General features: G+C 56.7%; 18 protein-coding genes, 1 tRNA gene and 2 pseudogenes. 17 read left to right on the top strand and 4 right to left on the bottom strand.

Annotated elements, in window-relative coordinates; translation table 11 throughout:
* Positions 1-36: 36 nt before the first annotated feature.
* The 8 genes from V8352_RS17450 to V8352_RS17415 all read left to right on the top strand — a co-directional run bounded on the left by V8352_RS17450 (position 37) and on the right by V8352_RS17415 (position 5,559).
* Positions 37-1,827 (top strand): ABC transporter transmembrane domain-containing protein, encoded by a 1,791-nt coding sequence (locus tag V8352_RS17450; RefSeq protein ID WP_336425577.1) that lies wholly within the window; start codon positions 37-39, stop codon positions 1,825-1,827.
* Between the two features lie 87 nt (positions 1,828-1,914).
* A complete protein-coding gene (locus V8352_RS17445; RefSeq protein ID WP_336425576.1) occupies positions 1,915-2,799 on the top strand; it encodes a carbon-nitrogen hydrolase family protein in 885 nt (294 codons plus the stop codon).
* Between the two features lie 108 nt (positions 2,800-2,907).
* Positions 2,908-3,126 (top strand): translation initiation factor IF-1, encoded by a 219-nt coding sequence (gene infA, locus V8352_RS17440; protein ID WP_005978431.1) that lies wholly within the window; start codon positions 2,908-2,910, stop codon positions 3,124-3,126.
* Between the two features lie 96 nt (positions 3,127-3,222).
* Positions 3,223-3,813 (top strand): Maf family protein, encoded by a 591-nt coding sequence (locus V8352_RS17435; RefSeq protein ID WP_336425575.1) that lies wholly within the window; start codon positions 3,223-3,225, stop codon positions 3,811-3,813.
* Positions 3,810-4,829, top strand: coding sequence for a ribonuclease E/G (locus V8352_RS17430; RefSeq protein ID WP_336425574.1), 1,020 nt, complete (start codon positions 3,810-3,812; stop codon positions 4,827-4,829). The genes V8352_RS17435 and V8352_RS17430 overlap by 4 nt, the downstream gene beginning before the upstream one ends.
* Positions 4,826-5,008: a DNA gyrase inhibitor YacG gene (locus V8352_RS17425; RefSeq protein WP_336425573.1), complete on the top strand. Its 183-nt coding sequence runs from the start codon at positions 4,826-4,828 to the stop codon at positions 5,006-5,008. The genes V8352_RS17430 and V8352_RS17425 overlap by 4 nt, the downstream gene beginning before the upstream one ends.
* A 79-nt stretch (positions 5,009-5,087) precedes the next feature.
* A tRNA-Phe gene (locus tag V8352_RS17420) sits at positions 5,088-5,162 on the top strand.
* Between the two features lie 202 nt (positions 5,163-5,364).
* Positions 5,365-5,559, top strand: a complete 195-nt coding sequence (locus V8352_RS17415; RefSeq protein ID WP_336425572.1) for a helix-turn-helix transcriptional regulator — start codon at positions 5,365-5,367, stop codon at positions 5,557-5,559.
* An 11-nt stretch (positions 5,560-5,570) separates the two neighbouring features.
* On the opposite strand, the pseudogene V8352_RS17410 reads toward V8352_RS17415, so the two are convergent.
* Together V8352_RS17410 and V8352_RS17405 are read right to left on the bottom strand one after the other, a co-directional pair.
* A pseudogene (locus tag V8352_RS17410) lies at positions 5,571-5,781 on the bottom strand (transposase); the annotation flags it as partial.
* A gap of 676 nt (positions 5,782-6,457) precedes the next feature.
* Positions 6,458-7,063: a WYL domain-containing protein gene (locus V8352_RS17405; RefSeq protein WP_336425571.1), complete on the bottom strand. Its 606-nt coding sequence runs from the start codon at positions 7,061-7,063 to the stop codon at positions 6,458-6,460.
* An 873-nt stretch (positions 7,064-7,936) separates the two neighbouring features.
* On the opposite strand from V8352_RS17405, the gene V8352_RS17400 reads away from it, so the two are divergent.
* The 4 genes from V8352_RS17400 (at position 7,937) to V8352_RS17385 (ending at position 10,397) form a co-directional block, all read left to right on the top strand.
* Positions 7,937-8,533 carry a recombinase family protein gene (locus V8352_RS17400; protein WP_336425570.1) on the top strand — a complete coding sequence of 199 codons (597 nt, stop codon included), beginning with the start codon at positions 7,937-7,939 and terminating at the stop codon, positions 8,531-8,533.
* Positions 8,534-8,667: 134 nt separating this feature from the next.
* Positions 8,668-8,985, top strand: coding sequence for an H-NS histone family protein (locus V8352_RS17395; RefSeq protein ID WP_336425569.1), 318 nt, complete (start codon positions 8,668-8,670; stop codon positions 8,983-8,985).
* A 339-nt stretch (positions 8,986-9,324) separates the two neighbouring features.
* A complete protein-coding gene (locus tag V8352_RS17390; protein WP_336425568.1) occupies positions 9,325-9,645 on the top strand; it encodes an excinuclease ABC subunit A in 321 nt (106 codons plus the stop codon).
* Positions 9,646-10,100: 455 nt separating this feature from the next.
* A complete protein-coding gene (locus tag V8352_RS17385; protein ID WP_336425567.1) occupies positions 10,101-10,397 on the top strand; it encodes a hypothetical protein in 297 nt (98 codons plus the stop codon).
* A gap of 356 nt (positions 10,398-10,753) precedes the next feature.
* Here V8352_RS17385 and V8352_RS17380 read toward each other — a convergent pair.
* Positions 10,754-10,894 (bottom strand): annotated as a pseudogene (locus tag V8352_RS17380) (IS630-like element ISSpo6 family transposase); the annotation flags it as partial.
* A gap of 145 nt (positions 10,895-11,039) precedes the next feature.
* Here V8352_RS17380 and folE2 point away from each other — a divergent pair.
* From folE2 to V8352_RS17360, 4 genes are all read left to right on the top strand, one after another.
* A complete protein-coding gene (folE2, locus tag V8352_RS17375; RefSeq protein ID WP_336425566.1) occupies positions 11,040-12,107 on the top strand; it encodes a GTP cyclohydrolase FolE2 in 1,068 nt (355 codons plus the stop codon).
* A gap of 270 nt (positions 12,108-12,377) precedes the next feature.
* Positions 12,378-12,896 (top strand): molybdopterin-dependent oxidoreductase, encoded by a 519-nt coding sequence (locus V8352_RS17370; RefSeq protein ID WP_336425565.1) that lies wholly within the window; start codon positions 12,378-12,380, stop codon positions 12,894-12,896.
* A 26-nt stretch (positions 12,897-12,922) separates the two neighbouring features.
* Positions 12,923-14,875: a putative bifunctional diguanylate cyclase/phosphodiesterase gene (locus V8352_RS17365; protein ID WP_336425564.1), complete on the top strand. Its 1,953-nt coding sequence runs from the start codon at positions 12,923-12,925 to the stop codon at positions 14,873-14,875.
* Positions 14,872-15,591, top strand: coding sequence for an FkbM family methyltransferase (locus V8352_RS17360; protein WP_336425563.1), 720 nt, complete (start codon positions 14,872-14,874; stop codon positions 15,589-15,591). The genes V8352_RS17365 and V8352_RS17360 overlap by 4 nt, the downstream gene beginning before the upstream one ends.
* A 100-nt stretch (positions 15,592-15,691) precedes the next feature.
* Here V8352_RS17360 and V8352_RS17355 read toward each other — a convergent pair whose 3' ends face one another.
* Positions 15,692-16,123 (bottom strand): PACE efflux transporter, encoded by a 432-nt coding sequence (locus V8352_RS17355; protein WP_336425596.1) that lies wholly within the window; start codon positions 16,121-16,123, stop codon positions 15,692-15,694.
* 586 nt (positions 16,124-16,709) lie between these two features.
* On the opposite strand from V8352_RS17355, the gene V8352_RS17350 reads away from it, so the two are divergent.
* On the top strand, positions 16,710-19,490 hold the full coding sequence (locus V8352_RS17350) for an ATP-binding protein (protein ID WP_336425562.1): 2,781 nt from the start codon (positions 16,710-16,712) through the stop codon (positions 19,488-19,490).
* The last annotated feature ends 447 nt before the right edge of the window (positions 19,491-19,937 follow it).

The following is a 19,937-nucleotide window of genomic DNA, read 5'->3' as shown; positions in this document are numbered from 1 at the left end:
ACACACCGCAACACTGCCCGGCGACAGGAGTCACAGATGGCCCGGAACGGCCCCAGCTCAGCGGAACTGCGGGACCGCGACCCGTCCAAACGCATCGGTGCGCTGGCGGCTCTGACCCCGTTCCTGATGCCTTACAAACTGCTGATGACGGCAGCGGCGCTGGCGCTGTTCCTCACCTCTGCAGTCGCGCTTACCCTGCCGCTGGCCGTGCGCCGGGTCATTGATAATTTCAGCGTCGAGAACGGCGAAATCCTGGATCGCTACTTTCTGGGCGCGCTGGTCATCACTGCGCTTCTGGCGATTGGCACGGGCCTGCGCTATGCGCTGGTGACCAAGCTGGGCGAGCGTGTCGTGGCGGACATCCGCCGCGCCGTCTTTGACCGGGTGATCGGGATGAGCCCCGTCTTCTTCGAACGGATCATGACCGGCGAGGTTCTCAGCCGGATCACGACCGATACCACGCTGATCCTCAGCGTCATCGGCTCGTCCGTGTCGATCGCACTGCGCAATGCGCTGATCTTTGTCGGCGGGCTGGGGCTGATGCTGGCGACCTCGCCCAAGCTGACGGGGCTGGTCTTGTTGATCGTGCCGCTGATCATCGTTCCGATCCTGACACTGGGCCGCAAGCTGCGCACGCTGAGCCGGGACAATCAGGACTGGATCGCCGAAAGTTCTGGCAAGGCGTCCGAGGCGCTGCTGAGCGTGCAGGCGGTGCAGGCCTTTACCCACGAGACGGCGACGCGCGCCGATTTCGGCGATGCGACCGAGCGCAGCTACGAATCCGCGCGGCAAAGGATCCGCGTGCGCGCGATGATGACGGTCATCGTGATCTTCCTGGTCTTTACCGGCGTTGTCTGCGTGCTGTGGATCGGTGCGCGCGATGTGCGCAGCGGTGACATGACCGCAGGCGCGCTGGTGCAATTCGTCATCTATTCGGTGATGGTCGCCGGAGCGGTTGGCGCCCTGTCGGAAATCTGGGGCGAATTGCAGCGGGCGGCGGGCGCGACCGAACGTCTGGTCGAGCTGCTGGGCAGTGACGATCCGGTGAAGGACCCGGCGCAGCCTGCCGGGCTCCCTGCCAAGGTCACGGGCGACATCCGTTTCGAGAACGTGAGCTTTGTCTACCCCGCGCGCCCTGATGTTCCGGCGCTGCATGAGTTCAACCTGCACATCAACGCGGGCGAGACCGTTGCGCTGGTTGGCCCCTCGGGGGCGGGCAAGACGACCGTGATCCAGATGCTGCAACGCTTCTATGATCCGGCGTCCGGGCGCATCCTGCTGGACGGTGTCGCGCTCAGCGATATGCGCCGCGACGTGTTTCGCCGGGTGATGGCGCTGGTGCCACAGGATCCGGTGATCTTTGCCACCACCGCGCGCGAGAATATCCGCTTTGGCAGGCTGGATGCCACCGATGCCGAGGTCGAGGCGGCGGCGCGCACGGCGGCGGCACATGAGTTCATCACGGCGTTGCCGGAGGGCTATGACGCGCAGGTCGGCGAGCGCGGTGTGATGCTGTCGGGTGGGCAGAAGCAGCGTATCGCCATTGCCCGCGCCATTCTGCGCGATGCGCCCGTTCTGCTGCTGGACGAGGCGACCAGCGCCCTCGACGCCGAGAGCGAGCGGGCGGTGCAGGTCGCCGTCGACAAGCTGGCCGAGGGGCGCACCACGATCATCGTCGCGCACCGGCTGGCTACGGTGAAGAAAGCCGACCGCATCATCGTGATGGAGGCGGGCCGGATCGTCGCCATAGGCACGCACAACAGCCTCGTGGCCGAAGGAGGGCTCTATGCCCGGCTGGCGAAACTCCAATTCACGGGCGCCGCTTGAAGGCGGGTTTGGGGATTTGAGTATTTATCCCCAAGATGAAGCTGGCGAGGGCTGGACGGCGCCTGCCGCGCTGATATGCTCGCGCCCATGAAAATAGCAACTGCCGCATACCCGCTGGATCCGCTGCCCGACTGGGCCGCCTACAAGACCAAACTGACCGACTGGGTCTCGAACGCCGCTGGTCAGGGGGCGGAGCTTTTGGTATTTCCCGAATATGGCGCGCTGGAGCTGTCGATGCTGGCCGGTCCAGAGGCTGCAGGCGACCTGGAGGGCTGCTTGCGGGCGACGTCGGATCTGATGGCCGATGTCGACGATTTGCACGCGGATCTTGCCGCGCAATTCGGCGTGCATATTCTGGGCGCCTCTGCCCCGGTCTTTGATGACGAGCTGGGTCCACGCCCGGTCAACCGCGCCAGCTTTTTCGCGCCGGGCGGCGGGCGCGCGAGCCAGGACAAGCAGATCATGACCCGCTTCGAGCGGACACCGTGGGACGTGGCGCCGGGCGGCAAGCTTCAGGTATTTGACACGGCACTGGGCAAGATCGCCATTCTGATCTGCTATGACAGCGAGTTTCCCATGCTGGCGCGTGCCGTCAATGATGCCGAACTGCTGCTGGTTCCCTCCTGCACCGACACGCTGGCGGGATATAGCCGCGTGCGAATCGGCTCGATGGCCCGCGCGCTGGAGGCGCAATGTATCAGCGTCATGTCCTCCATCGTCGGAGATGCGCCTTGGTCGCCCGCTGTCGATGTGAATGTCGGGATGGGCGGCATCTTTGGACCGCCTGACACAGGTTTTCCGGCCACGGGCGTCATTGCCGAGGGCGTGATGAATCAGCCTGGGTGGACGATTGGCGAGGTTGATCTGGCCCGTGTGGCGCATGTGCGCGCCGATGGCGGTGTCCTGAATCGTGCGCATTGGGCCGACCAGGGCGGGCGCGACACGCCGCCGCCGCTGGTGCCGCTGCGCTAGCGCAGCATCGCGCATTCCAGCGACAATAGCCCTTGAAAAAGACAGGGAATGGGGCCATTTAAGGCGCTGTTCCGCTGGCGTGCGGAAAAAACCGCTTTAGGAGACCACATGGCCAAGGAAGATACGCTCGAATTTCCCGGTGTCGTCAAGGAACTCCTGCCGAATGCGACATTCAGGGTCGAGCTGGAAAACGGCCATGAGATCATCGCACATACGGCAGGCAAGATGCGCAAGAACCGCATCCGTGTTCTGGCCGGCGACAAGGTGCAGGTCGAGATGACCCCCTATGATCTGACCAAGGGCCGGATCAATTATCGTTTCAAATAGCGCGCGGCATCGCTTTGCGCGCGTTCATGACCACGCGCGACAGCGCATTTTGCCTGCGGCGAAATGTGCTCCTGTGCTATTCGTGACTTGGATGCCATGACGCAAGCGCAAACCTGCCCCCGTCTGATTCTAGGCTCGGCCAGTCCGCGCCGTCGCGCTCTGTTGGCGCAGATCGGGATTGTGCCGGATCATATTCGCCCCGCCGATATCGACGAGACACCCGGCAAGGCTGAACTGCCGCGGCCCTATTGCATCCGCATGGCGCATGAAAAGGTGCTGGCGGTGCAGGCGGGCGAGGATGACGCCGTGCTGGCGGCGGATACCACTGTGGCCCTCGGTCGCCGCATTCTGGGCAAACCGGCAAATGAGGCTGAGGCCGAAGCATTCCTGCGCGCCCTTTCGGGGCGGCGTCATAGCGTCATCACTGCCGTCGCTGTGCGCCGTGGCCCGCGCGTCTGGCAGCGCGACGTTCTGACCAAGGTGCGGATGAAGCGTCTTGAGGATGGCGAGATCGCGGCCTATCTCGCCACTGGGGATTGGCGGGGCAAGGCGGGCGGATATGGCATCCAAGGCCCGGCTGGCGCGCTTATCCCGTGGATTTCAGGCTCGTACGCGGCCGTAGTTGGCCTGCCCTTGGCAGAGACCGCCACGCTGCTGCGCGCCGCTGGCTGGAGGGCCGCATCATGAGCCGCGAGACCATCGTTCTGGACCACCTTGGGGGACGCGAAGCTGCGGCGCGCCTGATCTCTGGGCGGCTGGAGGATGTGCTGATCGACAGCGATGCGCCGCGCGTCGGCACGATCTATCGCGCCATTGCCGACCGCCCGGTCAAGGGGCAGGGCGGCATGTTCCTGCGCACCCCCGATGGCCCGGCCTTCTTGCGGCAGGTGCGAGGCCTTGCGCCGGGGCAGGTGTTGCTGGTGCAGGTTACCGGGCAAGCCGAGCCGGGCAAGGCATTGCCAGTGACGCAAAAGCTTCTCTTCAAATCACGCTACGCCATCGTGACGCCGGGCGCGCCCGGCCTGAATATCAGTCGTCAGATCAAGGACGACGACCGCCGCGATGTCCTGATTCAGATCGCGCGGAGCGAGATGGACGGCGCAGAAATGGGGCTGATCCTGCGGTCGTCTTGCGTCGATGCCGAGGATGAGGCCATCGCCGACGACATTCGCGCAATGGCCGATCTGGCCGCCGCCGTAATGAATGATGCAGCCGGTGAGGCCGAAGTCCTGACCGAGGGCGACGGCCCGCATCAACTGGCCTGGCGCGACTGGACGGCGCCTGCGGACGTCGTGACCGAGGCTGGCGGCTTTGAGGCCGAGGGCGTGCTGGATCAGCTGGTTCAACTGGGTCAGGCGCATGTCAGCCTCAGCGCCGGCGCCGCGATGTATGTCGAGCCGACGCGCGCGCTGATCGCCGTGGACGTAAATACGGGCGGCGACACCAGCCCTGCGGCGGGCCACAAGGCCAATCTGGCTGCCGCGCGCGAGCTGCCACGCCAGTTGCGGCTTCGTGGCCTTGGCGGGCAGATCACGCTGGATCTGGCGCCGATGGCCAAAAAGGACAGGCGCCAGTTCGAGGATGCCCTGCGTGCCGCGTTCCGACAGGATAGCGGCGAAACCGCACTGGTCGGCTGGACACCGCTGGGCCATTACGAGTTGCAGCGCAAGCGCGACCGGGCGCCACTGGAGGTGCCTGAATGAACTGCCCGATCTGCAAGAAACCCGTCGAGGCTGCGCACCGCCCGTTCTGCTCCAAACGCTGCGCCGACCTTGATCTGGCCCGCTGGCTGGGTGGAGGCTATGCGATCCCCTCGACCGATCCTGAGGATGTAGAAGCCGCCATCGAGGCGGCAGAGGCCGAACGCGCCAAACCGCATTGAAAAAGTTGCCAAAGCCTCTGGACAGCGCCCGGACCCTCGCCTAGAACGCCAACACCCGAACGCCCTAGGCGTTCCCGTTGCCCGGGTAGCTCAGGGGTAGAGCAGTGGATTGAAAATCCTCGTGTCGGTGGTTCGATTCCGCCCCCGGGCACCATTTCCAAGATACTGTAATACAACACTTTTTTCGAGATTGCGGTATAGATGGTGTTCGGCTGATGTAGCTCCGGGACGACAGCGGGACGACAGACTTCCCTCCCTTGATAAGTTGCATCGAACGCGATTAGTGGCACATCCGCGTTTCCGGGGAAACCGGATCAACATCATTTCTTCTCCAGTTCAGCAATCGGAGAAGAAGAATGAACCACGAAGACACCCCCCACGACGTTCTGCTGCCCATCACGGCGGTCTGTGAAATCGTAGCTCGCTCGAGGGCAAGCATCTACCGCGACATCGAACGCGGGACGTTTCCCAAAGCGCAGAAACAAGGCCGTTCGAGCCGTTGGCGCCGCTCTCTCATCATGAAAGTGGTGGAAGGCAAGTACCCAGAGTGATGGGTTCAGGCGCCCTCCAGCGGGCGATAGAGGAACGCGTTCAACCGGTCGTCAATCTCGACACAGAGCCGACTGACTTGGCTTCCAACATGGCACCAGCGCCCATGGCCTTCACCAGGTCGTCCACGGAGCGTGTCGAGATGCCGAGGTGGGCTCTCCTTGGATCACCGCCTCCAGCGGTTTCTCGACCGTGCGGCGTGGCTCCAGGAAGCTTGGCATATACCATCGCGCGGGGGCTTCGAGATAGCTGTGCGTGCCGAGGGCAGAGCGCGGTGTCCCATACAACGCCGCATTCGAAAAACCACTCAGATTCTTCGATACTGGGCTCGACGCTGCAGCGTTCATCACCGAGATCGAAGACACCGGCCAAGAGGGAGAAGGGCCTCAGATCGCGATGTAGGGGTGGGTCCGGGAACGACAGAGGCCCTGCCACACATGAGTTGGCGGTTGCGCAGGCGGGCGACTTGACCGTTGCGCAACTTGATGTCCCGACACGGTTCAATATGTGCAAACGTGTTCTCATTGTCGAAGGGGATGCGCGGCATCTGCACAAACGCCTTGGTCGACTTGGCGAAACATGCCGTAAAAAAGTTCAGGAGTGTCTATATTATGCTGGCGATGTTTCTCCCGAACCTGCCTCGTAGAGCGTAGGAAGGAGCGTTCCTCTAACGGTCGAGCGGCGACGCACAAAAAAAATGGTAATCCTTGGAGGCCGTTGACAGAAATCGGTCCAGGGCAATTTGTCACCGAGCAAGAATTGTCATACTTGTTGGGATACATGAGCGATGAGCACGGCAATGCAACCGCATCAGTTCACTTGAATATGCGCCCTCACATCTAACAGTTTAGGCGTCAGAACAAGTCCGCTCGACCTCAAGCATTTCTGATCTCAGGTCGATTAAAGAAAGAATTCGGCTCGACGTAACGCCTCGTCAGTCTCTTTACGATTCAGAACGACAATGTGCTGACTCCTTGCCGGCTTTTTTTCCGGTTCCTGGAGTAAATTGAGCCGTTTAAGTACATAGAAGAGCATTGCGTAGCGGACTTCGAGAACTGTTGTTCCGTCTGACATGCCATAGTCCTTGGCAACAATTGCCTGTTGCGTTGGTCCCAGATCAGGGTGAGGTCTGATGACAATGCCAAAGCGTTCCTGCCATAGGGCATCATCCGAGCCCGGCTTTCCTGCTGCATGGAACTCCCCGGTGTCCAGTATGCGCGGCAGCAGAAAATCCTTGAATCGGTCCGTAAGGTGGCAGTAGGCGCGGATATGCCACCTGAAACCATCGTAGCCGAAGGCATGCGGAGTTACGCGTCTCCAAGTGGGTTCAGGTCGGTCCTTACTCATTGACTGATAGAAAATGTCGATTGATTGGTTCTCTCGGTAAGCCCTCAGTACAGCACGGAGGCAGTCAGTACCGACATCACGCTCAGGCGTCAGAGTGATATCCACATCAGGCGGATTGGCGATCCAGGTATCGGCGGGATCGCCGAACCCCTCGCCCAAAGAACGGAGCCGCTGCAGATACTCTGACGGTCCACGTCCCAGGTATGCCGGTTGAAACTCCGCGCTCGCGACATACCGGCGGGCGGTCTTGTCATAGACAGCATTGCCAGGCGCGCGCTCCTGATAAAGCGTGAGATCTTTTGATGCCTGTGGTTCCGATACGTCGAATAGATTTGTTGCGTTCTATTGATCAGGTCACGGAATGCAACAGTCTCCTGCTTCCAGTCTCCGTTTTTGTCGTAATAGCAGATAGCGACCTTTGATTGGACGTCTGAGTCGTCAAATAGGTGAAGTTTAATCAGATAATCTTCGAGTGGAAAAAGGAATCCGGTTTCAATTTTTGCAAATTTGCACGAGTTAGGTAAAGACATTATGAATACCTTGCAAATTTGCAAAGTATTCGCCCGCTTTGGGGTTGAAAATTGTGAGATGTTTGGCTATTTTCATCTTATACACGTTACTTTGACTATGGTGCGCTAACACTTGGTTGAAATTAAAAGGGGTCGGGTTAATTCCCAGCCCTTAAAATTTATATAGCATTGCCAATTGTAATATTCAATTATTTATGGTTTTCAATTTTAATAATTCATTGTGTTTCAGCCAATCGGTTTGTTCAGACGTAGATTTTCGTGCTTTGCGAGAGCTGTGAAAGAAAATTTTAAAATCGTGTGGTCTATTGGGGGGCGACAAGGAGCGCAATCACGTGCAAATCTTGCCTGGCGGAATGCGACATTTGGGAGTACCGAAATGTCCATTTTCCAAAAAATATCTTATAAGGCGCATCAATGAGACATTGGAATGGTAATTTTCATTTTGTCTTAAAGTGACTTTTCCATATAGAGGCATAATACACAAAATAGGGAGAAGCATGGCATGGGGCAGAAAATCGGATACAGAAGAGTTTCAACAGTCGATCAAAACCTAGACCGACAAGACATCGGCGATGTCGACCGAGTCTTTGAGGAAAAGCTATCCGGAGGCAACCGGCAGAGGCCCGCCCTCGCTGAGCTTATCCTATACGCACGCGAAGGGGATGACGTAATCGTCTATTCAATCGACCGACTTGCTCGCAACTTTGACGACATGAAAAGCAACATCAACGAGCTCAATGACAAAGGTGTGATTGTAACCTTCTGTAAGGAGGGCCTGAGGTTCCCGCCGGACGATAGTAATCCGCAGTCGAAGCTCCAGCTGCATCTCATGAGTGCTTTCGCAGAGTTTGAACGCGAGATCATTCGTCAACGCCAGCGTGAGGGCATCGCAAAAGCCAAGGAGAGAGGTGCCTATACTGGTCGCCAAGTCGAAAAAGACCATGACGAGATCGCCAGGATGCTTGAGGCGACGGATATGAAAATTTCGGACATCGCTGGGGCGAACGATTGCAATCGGAAGACTGTGGACCGTGTTCTTAAAGCACGATTTGGAATACCGAGGGCCCAACTACGCTTGCGATACATTGAAGGACATTAGCGGGCCGGCGACCTTTGAAATTTAAACACAACGCCAACGACCTGAGCTGAGTGAGTTAATCCGGATGTTTTACTTGCGTATTACGGATGCGAAGGATAGCTAATGCCCGGTTGAAGATAAAAGAGGACTTGATCATGAACAAATCAGAGATGCTAAAGCTTTCTTATGCTGAACTTCAGCGTATGAAAGAGAACCTTGATGATGTGATATCCCAGAAGCGCGATGAGGAGCGGGAGAAGGCGCGCGAGGAACTTGAAAAGCGGGCTCGAGAACTTGGTTTCGAGGCGGGCGATTTGTTCTCTAACTCGAAGCCCAAAAAAAAAGCAAAAGTACCGGCAAAGTATGCGCATCCTGAGAACCCGTCGAAAACGTGGTCGGGCCGAGGACGTCAGCCAAATTGGATCAAAGAACACCTCGAAAATGGCGGAAAGCTTGAAGACTTAGCGTTGTGATGGAAGCGCTGTGAGCCGATTGCGGAAGCTAATCGGCTCACAGTAGGTCTATTCCTGAGCCGAATACTGAATCGGGGAATGCCATGGTGATGTGCTATGGTGGACCATTCTGTTGCTGAAGGGGATTTTCTCCACTCTGCATCTGGACAGATGGTTCTCTCCGCTGATCAATCTAGCGCTACAGGTCAGTATTTGTATTTCTTCCATTCGGCGACGCCGCGCCTTAGAAAACCGGCTCCGGAGACAGCGCTTGGCAGATCCTTGCCACTCCGAGCGGCCAGGACTTGGCAGTAGTCCACCGTTGCTTCAAGGTTACACCTACTTTTTACAAACGGGTGAATGATGCGCAGGATTATCCCAAGCTTGCTTGCCGTTCTGATAACGATTGCTCCAGTCTCCGCACTGTCGGGTTCGCATAAAGGCTGTCCTCCTGGTCTCGCCAAGAAGCACAATGGTTGCCTGCCGCCCGGGCAGGCAAAGAAGGTTTATGGACGTGGAGACTACCTTAAGGGCAACTATGTATTGGTCAGAAATCCAGACCGCTTTGGCCTCAATCCCAGGTTGACGTATTATCGGCTTGGTGACTACGTTTATCGGGTTGATCGCGACACCAAGCAAGTACTCGACCTTATCGGTGCCGTTGCTGCAGTCTTGAACTAGGCCGTCAGGCAATAGATGATCTTGGTGTGTCGGGCCGTTTATGCGATTTTGACGTGGCACTCCCAGTTCTGCAGACTGGCTTAGTGATCGTCATCGCACGTCAGTTAGTCGTTAAAGGCCCAGAACGGTCATGTGGTGCATATCATGCCTAACGGCTTTCCTCAGCCGCAAAATCGCCCCATGTATTGCGCTCTCTGATCCCGGAAGAACTTTCAGGTTGGGCGGACCCTTTGCGTTAGCTGCAGGTGCTTGGGTCATCGACAGAGCAAAGGCAGCCATTCATCGATCGAAGCACACACCCCTCGATTCTGCGGCTTCGACAAAGGTCAGCAACGCGCAGGAAGCTGTCTTTGCAATGTATGGGCAATTAGCATATGACTTTGACGCTGCCATCCAGTGCCATAATGGGTCTTGAGATCCGGCATTCGCTATAAAGGCTAGTTTACTGACCTGCCGTGGTCCAACGTGCAAACGCCAATAAATTTCACGTTCACTTTTTAGGACCAAAAGATCTGAAGGAGAATTTCGTTATCACCAAGCTTACAAAATCATCGCATTTCACAACTGCGCAACCACGGACCGAAACGCCGCTGGAAAAAACAAACCGCATTGTGATGGAAATCAAAGAACAGGAAGCCGATGAACGCAAAGAAAAAATTGCGCGACTTCGTAAGGCACGACACGAAAGCGAAGCAGGCAATGAAACAATGACCGATGATGCTCAGAATCTTCCTTTAAAAAAGAAAACATGACCCTTCTGCTTCCCAGCTACCCGTCTTGTATCCACCAGCCGCCTGTTTAATACCTCTTCAGGCCTTTGAATTTGTGGTTGCAGCAACACATCTTAGCTTCTTGGCGTAGCAGTCCAATCGACCGTCAGCAAAGGGCTGACCGCCGTCACATGATAGTTTCCGTCAGGAACGTCGATCGGGTCGGCCCGGGTGAGCGACAGCAATGCGCAGGAAGCGGAGTTTGCATAATATGGGCTACTTCCCGACGGCCGCCCATCAGGCCAGACGCGGCGAATTGCGGCTGTGAATCTGGAGCCGAACCTACTTTGTCAGTAGCTCCTTGCACTGATCCACCTCATTACAGCATTTCCATTTATTCATGATGTGTATCCAGCGGCTTTGAAGAAGTTCCAGCACTCGACGGGGGTGAAGAGATCGCAGACGTCGCCGATGGCTGCGATGAGCTGATCGAATGTTCTCGCACCGATGCGTCTGAGGTGCGCCTTGAGTTTGGAGAACCAAAGAAGAAGACCGGGCACTCTGCCTCGGTGTTCTTCTGACCTCCGGTCAAATCAAGGAATCTGGGGCCTAAAAGAGCAAGGCTTTTCAGAGTGTTGCATTAGCGTTAGAACTCGGGAACCATCATTCAGGGAATCTTAAGCGATGAACATGCACCCCAACCTTCAACCGACGCGCGAACAGGCTGAGGCTGCGCTTACGGTCCTGCGCGATTATACTGCCAATGCGACCAAGGATGATCTTGCTGCCTTGCAACTTCCTGCGGTTCTGCGCGCCTACCCAGAGTTAAGCTGCGTCTATCCAACGGGCTTCATAGCCGACCCGGCCTATCGAGCCACGCTGCCCGACCTGCAAAACGGCCCCTCCAGCCTGATCGTTGGCGCCCAGACGAACATCCAGCATGTCGGCATCTCGAACTTCCGACTGCCGATCCGCTATCGCCTGAAGGACGGCGGAGAGATCGTACTGGAAACCTCGGTCACCGGCACCGTCAGCCTGGCGGCCGAGAAAAAGGGCATTAACATGAGCCGCATCATGCGGTCCTTCTATGCCCATGCCGACCGCGACTTCTCGATGGAGGTGATAGAACATGTGCTGGATGACTATCAACGCGATCTCGACAGCTTCGATGCGCGCATCCAAATGCGGTTTTCCTTCCCCGCCGAGGTGCAATCACTGCGCTCAGGCCTGACCGGATGGCAGTATTACGACATTGCGCTGGAGCTGGTGGACGCGGCTGGCCAGCGCAAGAGGATGATGCATCTGGACTATGTCTACTCCTCCACCTGCCCATGTTCGCTGGAACTCTCTGAACATGCCCGCCAGACGCGGGGGCAGCTGGCGACGCCGCATTCACAACGTTCCGTCGCGCGCCTGTCGGTGGAGATGCCTGGCGAGCAGCTGTGGTTCGAGGACCTGATCGCAATGGCCCGAGCGGCTGTGCCGACCGAAACCCAGGTCATGGTCAAGCGCGAGGATGAACAGGCCTTTGCCGAACTCAACGCTGCCAATCCCATGTTCGTGGAGGATGCCGCACGATCCTTCTGCGCTGTTCTTCAGGCAGAGCCGCGTGTGAGCGATTTCCGCGTCGTAGTCAGCCATCAAGAATCGCTGCATTCACATGATGCAGTCTCGGTTCTGACCGAAGGGCCGACCTTCGTGCAGCAAAGCCTCGACCCGAAGCTGTTTTCAACGTTGTTCCACGTTCGCTGACAAATCCCCTCTAGAGCACCTGCGTGAATCAAGGCCATCCAATGACTTTCGGTGGGCTCAGGCACCCCTAGCCAAAACAATGATTGTAGTGGCGTCGACAGCCCCCGAGTTTCTCAAGAAGATGGCAATAGGTTGATTGCAAAACGCGAATCGCAGCAAAAAACGTGAACTTTATCTGGCTACCGTCCTCCGAAAACACTAGAGAAGGGGTGAACAGATGAGTGATCCGAACGGGGTATGAGAGCGACCCACAAATGGAGTGACTGACACATGATACCAGCCCCAAAATCGTTGCGTTTGATCGCTGCCGCGTGCTTTCTTGCGGGAACCACGCAAGCAGCCAGCGCCGATCAACTTCCTATCCCTGCGGGGGAAATAATTCTAACCGTTTCTGGCAACATTGAGAATACCAACGCTGGCGACACGGCGCAATTCGATCGGGAAATGCTTGATGCTCTGGGGTTAGTCGACATCACCACTGCAACGCCGTGGTATGATGGCGTGGTTACCTTTTCGGGGGTGCCGGTTGCAAATCTTCTTGAGCTTGTTGCAGCCGAAGGTGAGACAATCACAGCACTCGCATTGAATGACTACGAGGTGAAAATTCCTGTGTCTGACGCATGGGATACTGGCGTCATCCTCGCAACCAGGCTGAACGGCGAGGAAATGACAGTTCGCAATAAAGGACCTATTTTTGTCATTTATCCTTATGACAGCGACGACGATTTGAAAAGCCAAACCTACTATGCGCGTTCTGCTTGGCAAGTAAATCGCCTGATCATCAGGTAAGATAATTGACTCGAGTACTATCAATCTTGATTGCGCTCTTCGTCGGGGCGACAATCTATCTTTCATACACCGTGGGCGAACGCCAAGCGGTACTTCGAGATGTTGTCCATCACAACGACGCTTGGGCGCTCAGTCAAACCGTGCAGGAATTCCTGCGTGTGGGAGAGGCGATCTCCATTCACCTGCTTTCGGATCAACCCACTTCCCGTTCCAATATTCGTCTGCGGCTGGACATCGCGATCAGCCGCTTGTCCGCTTTGAGAGAGGGTTCACTGAGGTCCTTCCTCGAAGATATGCCCAACGGCCAGATCACCTTCGCTGATCTGGAGTCAGTTGTGGCCGAACTCGACGAGACACTCGAGACGATGAGCGAACAGGAGTTAAGTCAGGACTTCGCGCGCCTCAGTGCTCTGATGGGGCCGATAACAGGTCTTTCCTCGCAGGCCATCCAGCAAAGCTTTACGTCGGTCGACGAGAACCTGAAGAGTCTTGAAAGACTTCATCTAACGTTCGGCGCTGTTGTTGCCTTCCTTATCTTGTGTTGGTGCGGCCTTATTCTGATTCTTATTCGCCAAAACCGCTTACTCAACCTTGAGCAAGGGCAGAGTATGATCCTCAACGAGGATCTGCACGCGGCAGGAAAAGAACTTCGCGACAAGAATCGCAGCCTCGAATATGCCGCAAACCATGACTCGCTGACCGATCTTCCGAACCGCACCCTTTTCTGGAACGAGCTCGAGGCAGTCATTCGGTCCTCACGTGTCGGCGAGGAGATCACGGTCAGCCTGCTGCTAATTGACCTGGACGAGTTCAAGAGCATCAACGACACGTTGGGGCACGACTTCGGCGACATGATGTTGCAACAAGTAAGTGAACGCTTGCGCCAGTTCGGCGTGAAGGCGCACATATTTTGCCGCTTGGGGGGGGACGAGTTCGCGTGCCTTCTGCTCCACAACAACGCGGAAGACAGCGTAACCTATGCGCGTGATCTCAGAGCGGAGATTGCCGCGCCCTATCAAATCTTTGGCCGACAAGTTCAAATTGATTGCTCAATTGGCGTCGCAATGACGCAAGCGCCGTCAGAGGAGGTTGGCGTTCCAATGCTGTTCAAACGTGCAGATATCGCCCTCTATCGCGCGAAGATCACGCACCAGGACCGCGTTTGCCTGTTCGAACCTTTCATGCAGCGGGAGTATGATGAGCGCAAAGCGCTGGAAGCCGACCTGCGCGTCGCCATCACGGAGCGATTGATCGACGTCGCATATCAGATTCAGCTAGATGTCCAGTCGGCTGAGTTGCGCGGCGTAGAGGCGCTTGCGCGATGGACCCATCCTACGCGAGGCCCCATCTCCCCCGCCGTATTCATTCCCCTTGCGGAAGAGATCGGTCTCATTGAAGAGCTTGGACTGCTCATCCTGACAAAAGCCTGCATGGAAGCCTCCACCTGGCACCGGCCACTGATGGTTGCGGTGAACGTCTCGTCGTTGCAGCTGCGATCGCCAGACTTCGTCCATACTGTTCAGGACGCTCTACAAACCGCCGGAGTTGATCCGAGGCGGCTTGAGCTTGAAATAACGGAGACGGTCTTGCTGGAAAAGCGGGATGACGTTTTTCAAGTGCTTCACGAACTGAGGCGCGTAGGCGTCACGGTAGCCCTAGACGACTTTGGAACAGGGTATTCATCATTGGCCGTTTTGCGGGATATACCGTTCGACACAATCAAGCTTGACAAGACCTTCGTGCGTGACATCGCCTTGGATCGGAAGAGCCAAGGACTTCTCGAACTTGTAAGCGATCTGGGAAAGCTGCTTGAAAAAGAAGTCATCGTCGAGGGTATCGAGACGGCTGAGCAGCATGCGATTGTGCGACATCTTGGCTGCAATACCGTCCAAGGTTTCCTTTTTGGCCATCCAGTTTCGGCCTCGGATCTAGGTGCCCTCCGCAGTAACAGCGCATTCAAAATGGAAAGCCTTACATGACCTTTGTCCAGCACGGTATGGCAAAAAACGTGCCGGTTACGCTTCACGGGCTCCGTGTTCCGATCTCGGAAGTTGACGTATCGCCAATTATCTGGCGGGCCCTGCAAAGCGGGGAATATGAAGCCAAGGAGGCACTGAGCGTCCGAAATCTCCTGGACCCCGGGGATCGGGTGCTCGAACTCGGCTCTGGATTGGGGATTATAACCACGATCATGGCACAGACGCCGAACGTCCAAATATGGTCCTTTGACGCGAATCCGCATATGGTTGCACTCGCTCGCCGTGTTGCCAAGGCGAACGGGATAGAGAACACGAATTTCGAACATGGCCTTCTGTCAGCGGGGAAATCTGAAAATCACGTTTTTTACATTCGCCGCGATTTTTGGATGTCGTCGCTGCTCAAACACCAAGGCCCCTATGAGAGAACAATTTTGATTGAATCTTCCAATCTGGATGAATTCATCGCTGCACAGTCGGTGAACGTCCTCGTGATGGATATCGAGGGGGCAGAGCGCGAGCTTCTTTCAGCGGCACGCCTTGACGGGGTGGAGCGAGTATTCCTTGAACTGCATGATCATCTTTATGGCTTGGCTGGCGTGCGGAACATTTTCATGGCAATGGATCGGCGGGGCTTTTCCTATGATCCGCGCGCGTCCTCAGGGCCGTGTGTTATGTTCCGGCGCGATGACGGGCAAATACGATCGTATGAGGGCTGAGGTCAATCATTCGACGCCAAAGGCGTCCTGGCGTTTTTCATGCCAGATGCTTCCCGCCGTCCCTACAAACAAGCTGCCCCATCACGATCTAAGTATTCAGCTAGAGTGCCGCGTTCTTCCACTCAGGCAGAGGGAAGAGCTTGTCATAGGCCCAGTTAAAGCCAAGCGTGTAAACCATGTAGAACAGCGAGAAGGACACCTTCATCAGGAATGACTGCCAGAGCGAGATGCCGAGATACCACGCCATGAACGGCATCAAGACAATCATGAAGCCGACTTCAAACAAAACAGCATGCAATACCCGCACGCGACCGCTTTTCTCCGTAGTGCCGACAGTGCGCTTCAGGATGATGTCAAATATGTAATTGTAAAAAATGTTCCACAGAGCGGCAAGCGTTACACCTACCACGCCGACAACCCCGATATCTTGTATCGGCATCTGGAAGGCGATCGCCCCTAAAGGAATGACTAGGATCAAGGCGATGATCTCATAGCTTACGGCGTGGCGAAGACGATCAAGCGGCGAGCGCATGGCAACCTCAAAGTCGGCGCCGGGATGTCCCGACGATTGTGTCTCTAGGGAGGTCACCCTCACTACAATGAACATGCCATTCGTCGATCAACTGTTCAACCCGGCTAGCCACTGACGCAGAGAGAGCGTAATTCTCAATGCGGCGCGAACACTGATCAAGAGGCACCCCACAGGCACCACCCTTCGTGATATCTGCCCGCAGCTCATGAGCCTGGCTGATCGATGTTGCTGAGAAGTTCGAGGTCATCCCCATCAGATAATATGGCGGCTTCTTTAACAATTCCGGCTTAGTGTGTGCCAGTCCTTCATCGACTGCAAGGGCGGTTCTCCTGCACATCTTTGGGCATCGGCGGCATTGATCCCGCAATGAAACTGAAAAGGGATGCGTAGGTTCTACGACCAGGTTCCATTAAAAACGGGAGGATTCCCCCGCCGCACGTCGGTCCATAATCTCCGCATGCATCATCAGCTTTGATCGACTACTGTATTCACTGGAGACAATGTGGCACCAGCGGAAAATGCGGAAGAGCCGATGACCAGTCACTCTGACGATGGTGTGGAAACCGGAAAGAACTGAGGCGTGGCTATGAAGAATCTCGACCCCCTGGCCATCCTCAAAACGCTGCATCAGCCGCTCCTCGTCCTGGACTGCAATCTCGTTGTCAAAGGTGCAAACAGGGCGTTCTACCAGACCTTCGAGGTCGAACCGGATGAGACAGAGGGTGTCGCGATCTACGATCTTGGCAACGGGCAATGGGACATTCCAAAGCTGCGCGACCTTTTAACCGACGTCCTTCCGAACAATGGGTCCGTAGACGACTTCATGGTCGAGCATAACTTTGAAAGCATTGGCCGACGCATTATGAAGATCAATGCGCGCGAGATCCCGGAGCATGATCCTGAAGTGATTTTGCTGGCAGTAGACGATGTCACGCAGCAAGAGGATCTGCGCTCAGAGCTGGAGTGGCAAAAGGAGCTTGCCGAGGAGACCATTGACGCCTCGCCCGTCCCCTTCCTGGTTCTCGGCGAAGACCTCAGGGTTAAGAAAGCCAATGACACGTTCTACAAGGCCTTCAAGGTCAACCGCGAAGAGACCATCGGCCATCTTGTCTTCGAACTCGGTAACAACCAGTGGGACATCCCGAAGCTGCGCGAATTGCTCGAAGATGTTCTTCCCGAGAACAACACCGTCAACGATTTCGAGGTCGAACACGATTTTGAGGGCATCGGGCATCGCGTAATGGGGCTGAACGCACGCCGCATCGACCACTTGCAGCTGATCCTGCTCTCAATAGACCTTACGGCACACCGCGTACTTGAGCGGACACAGATTGAAGAAGCGGACAGGCGCAGCTTCATCCTGGACCTAGTGGACCAGCTGCGTGGAGAAAAGGATGCCGAAGCCCTTGTCGATGTGACATGCGCGGCGGTCGGGCAGCGATTGGGGGCCGCTCAGGTCGTCTATGTCGACATGAGCGAGAGTGATAGGCACCGGACCCTGCCGCGCCTCTGGAGCAACGGACGCGTGCCAACGACGAGCCCGGGAACTGAAGATTTCGGACGTCCCTTCCTCGATATGTTGCGTCAAGGCCAGACGATCGTCATCGAGAACATGCAAGAGGATGCGCGCGCCAAACCTGCAAGGTCTCTTGCCTCGTTTGAGGAAACCCCAGCCGCAAGTCTGGTGTATGCACCGTTGCTGGACGATGGGCAGGTCTGTGCGTTTCTGGGCATTCATTCCTTCAAGCCGCACCGATGGCCGCCTGCAGACGTCAAGCTGATAGAAGAGGTGGCTGAGCGGCTGCGGGACGCGCTTGCACGATACCGTGCAGAGGCCGAACTCCGTGCCAGTGAGGAGCGCTTCTTCCTGGTGACGAAGGCCACGAACGACGTGATCTGGGATTGGGACGTCATCAACGACACCTGCTGGTGCAATGAGAACCTGCAATTAATGCTCGGCTATGACGCGGCGCAGATGGAGCCCGATCCTGAATTCTGGGAGAGCGGGATCCACCCCGAGGACAAGGAGCGGGTGGTTCATGGCCTCTACGCGGCGATCGAGGGCTCAGCCAGCACTTGGGGCGAGGAATACCGCTTTTTGCACGCTGACGGCCACGCGCTGACAGTCGTTGACCGTACCTTCATTATCCGCAACGCCGAGGGCAAAGCGGTCCGCATGATAGGCAGCATGGTGAATGTGACCGCAGACCGCGACATGGAGAACCGCCTCCGCCAAGCCCAAAAGCTTGAAGCGGTGGGGCAGATGACCGGCGGCGTCGCTCATGATTTCAACAACCTGCTTACAGTGATCCTCGGCAATGCCGACATGCTCACCGAAGATCTTGAGGATCGACAGGACCTGCTCAGACTGGCCGAGATGATCACAACCACAGCCGAACGCGGGGCCGAGCTGATCAATCGCCTGCTGGCCTTCTCGCGCACGCAGATGCTGGCACCGAGCCTCGTGGATGTGAACGCTCTCTTGAATGGAATCGAAGGCATGCTTCGTCGCACTCTGCCCAAGAACATCGATATCGCGTTCAACCGCACGGGTCGCCGGTGGAAGACAGAAGTCGACTCCTCGCAACTTGAATCGGCGATCCTGAACCTCACGCTGAACGCCCGAGACGCGATGCCGGAAGGCGGTATCCTCACCATCGAGATCGCCAATGCAGAACTGGATGAAGACGATGCCGCACGGGAGCAGGGCGTCGTTCCCGGGGAGTATGTGATGCTTTCCGTTACCGACACTGGCGAGGGCATCCCTCCAGACGTGATGGCGCGCATATTCGAGCCCTTCTTTACCACCAAGGGGGTGGGCGGAGGTTCTGGCCTCGGGCTGAGCATGGTCTACGGCTTCGTCAAGCAGTCGGGTGGCCACATTCAAATTGCCTCCGAGCCAGGTAAAGGCACTAAGGTCAAGCTGTATTTCCTGCGTTCGCCTGCCCAAGACGTTCCTGCCGAAGTCCCGGAGAAAAAGAAAAAAATCGTCGGCGGGGCTGAGGCGATCCTGGTGGTCGAGGACGATACGATGGTGCGCGAATATCTGGTCAACCAGCTGAAGGGGTTGGGCTACCACGTTGTCGGTGCCGCCTCCGGTCCCATCGCCGTGGATCTCTTGAAGCAGGCACAGCAGTTCGACCTGCTCTTGACCGATATCATGCTTCCGGACGGAATGAACGGCCACCAGGTTGCCGACGCTGTTCGGAAGATGCGGCCAGAGATGAAGGTTCTCTTCACCTCTGGCTACACGGAAAAAGCCATAGTGGATTGCGGGCGGCTCGACGCGAACGTCGAGTTCCTCAGCAAGCCCTATCGTCGTGCACAACTGGCCGCCAAGGTGCGAAAGGTGCTCGACTGCCGCTAAGCTGGCGCGAGGAAGATCCTGATATATAGCGGCTACGCAAAAACCCGAAGATCCTCGTGTGAGATGACGCGAAAGCTGGCGGTCACCTTGTCGCGAAAGCTTTTCCATTTGTTCGGTAGGGTCGACCCCCGAAAGTAAACAAGAGGTCCCGCGAGACCTAAGGAGTTCATCCTGAACAACTCTCATCCCGCTGATTTTGCTGTATTATGCAGAGTTTCCCTTAGGGGTTGGATGCAGCGTTTGGCATTATTGCGCCTGAAACCCTGCAATTTCGAGCTGCGATATGAAGCCCAGAAAACCGTCCCCGGAACAGGATGATCTGCTTCGCACACGATTGGTTGAGAACGGCGGTGCGAAAGTCGGCCACGGTAGCGGCGGGATGAGCCTGCTGCGGGCGGCGTAAAAGTCGTCCACCTTTACCCTTTCTGGTGACAGGGAGGGCGGGAG

It is taken from the genome of Roseovarius sp. D0-M9 (assembly GCF_037083805.1).
Lineage (GTDB): Bacteria > Pseudomonadota > Alphaproteobacteria > Rhodobacterales > Rhodobacteraceae > Roseovarius.
This window is presented reverse-complemented; position numbering and strand designations above follow the sequence as displayed.

Bases quoted from the DNA above. Each gene is read 5' to 3' on its own strand.
- V8352_RS17450 (WP_336425577.1), top strand. From the start codon at position 37: ATGGCCCGGAACGGCCCCAGCTCAGCGGAACTGCGGGACCGCGACCCG.
- V8352_RS17445 (WP_336425576.1), top strand. From the start codon at position 1,915: ATGAAAATAGCAACTGCCGCATACCCGCTGGATCCGCTGCCCGACTGG.
- infA (WP_005978431.1), top strand. From the start codon at position 2,908: ATGGCCAAGGAAGATACGCTCGAATTTCCCGGTGTCGTCAAGGAACTC.
- V8352_RS17435 (WP_336425575.1), top strand. From the start codon at position 3,223: ATGACGCAAGCGCAAACCTGCCCCCGTCTGATTCTAGGCTCGGCCAGT.
- V8352_RS17430 (WP_336425574.1), top strand. From the start codon at position 3,810: ATGAGCCGCGAGACCATCGTTCTGGACCACCTTGGGGGACGCGAAGCT.
- V8352_RS17425 (WP_336425573.1), top strand. From the start codon at position 4,826: ATGAACTGCCCGATCTGCAAGAAACCCGTCGAGGCTGCGCACCGCCCG.
- V8352_RS17415 (WP_336425572.1), top strand. From the start codon at position 5,365: ATGAACCACGAAGACACCCCCCACGACGTTCTGCTGCCCATCACGGCG.
- V8352_RS17400 (WP_336425570.1), top strand. From the start codon at position 7,937: ATGGGGCAGAAAATCGGATACAGAAGAGTTTCAACAGTCGATCAAAAC.
- V8352_RS17395 (WP_336425569.1), top strand. From the start codon at position 8,668: ATGAACAAATCAGAGATGCTAAAGCTTTCTTATGCTGAACTTCAGCGT.
- V8352_RS17390 (WP_336425568.1), top strand. From the start codon at position 9,325: ATGATGCGCAGGATTATCCCAAGCTTGCTTGCCGTTCTGATAACGATT.
- folE2 (WP_336425566.1), top strand. From the start codon at position 11,040: ATGAACATGCACCCCAACCTTCAACCGACGCGCGAACAGGCTGAGGCT.
- V8352_RS17370 (WP_336425565.1), top strand. From the start codon at position 12,378: ATGATACCAGCCCCAAAATCGTTGCGTTTGATCGCTGCCGCGTGCTTT.
- V8352_RS17360 (WP_336425563.1), top strand. From the start codon at position 14,872: ATGACCTTTGTCCAGCACGGTATGGCAAAAAACGTGCCGGTTACGCTT.
- V8352_RS17355 (WP_336425596.1), bottom strand. From the start codon at position 16,123: ATGCGCTCGCCGCTTGATCGTCTTCGCCACGCCGTAAGCTATGAGATC.
- V8352_RS17350 (WP_336425562.1), top strand. From the start codon at position 16,710: ATGAAGAATCTCGACCCCCTGGCCATCCTCAAAACGCTGCATCAGCCG.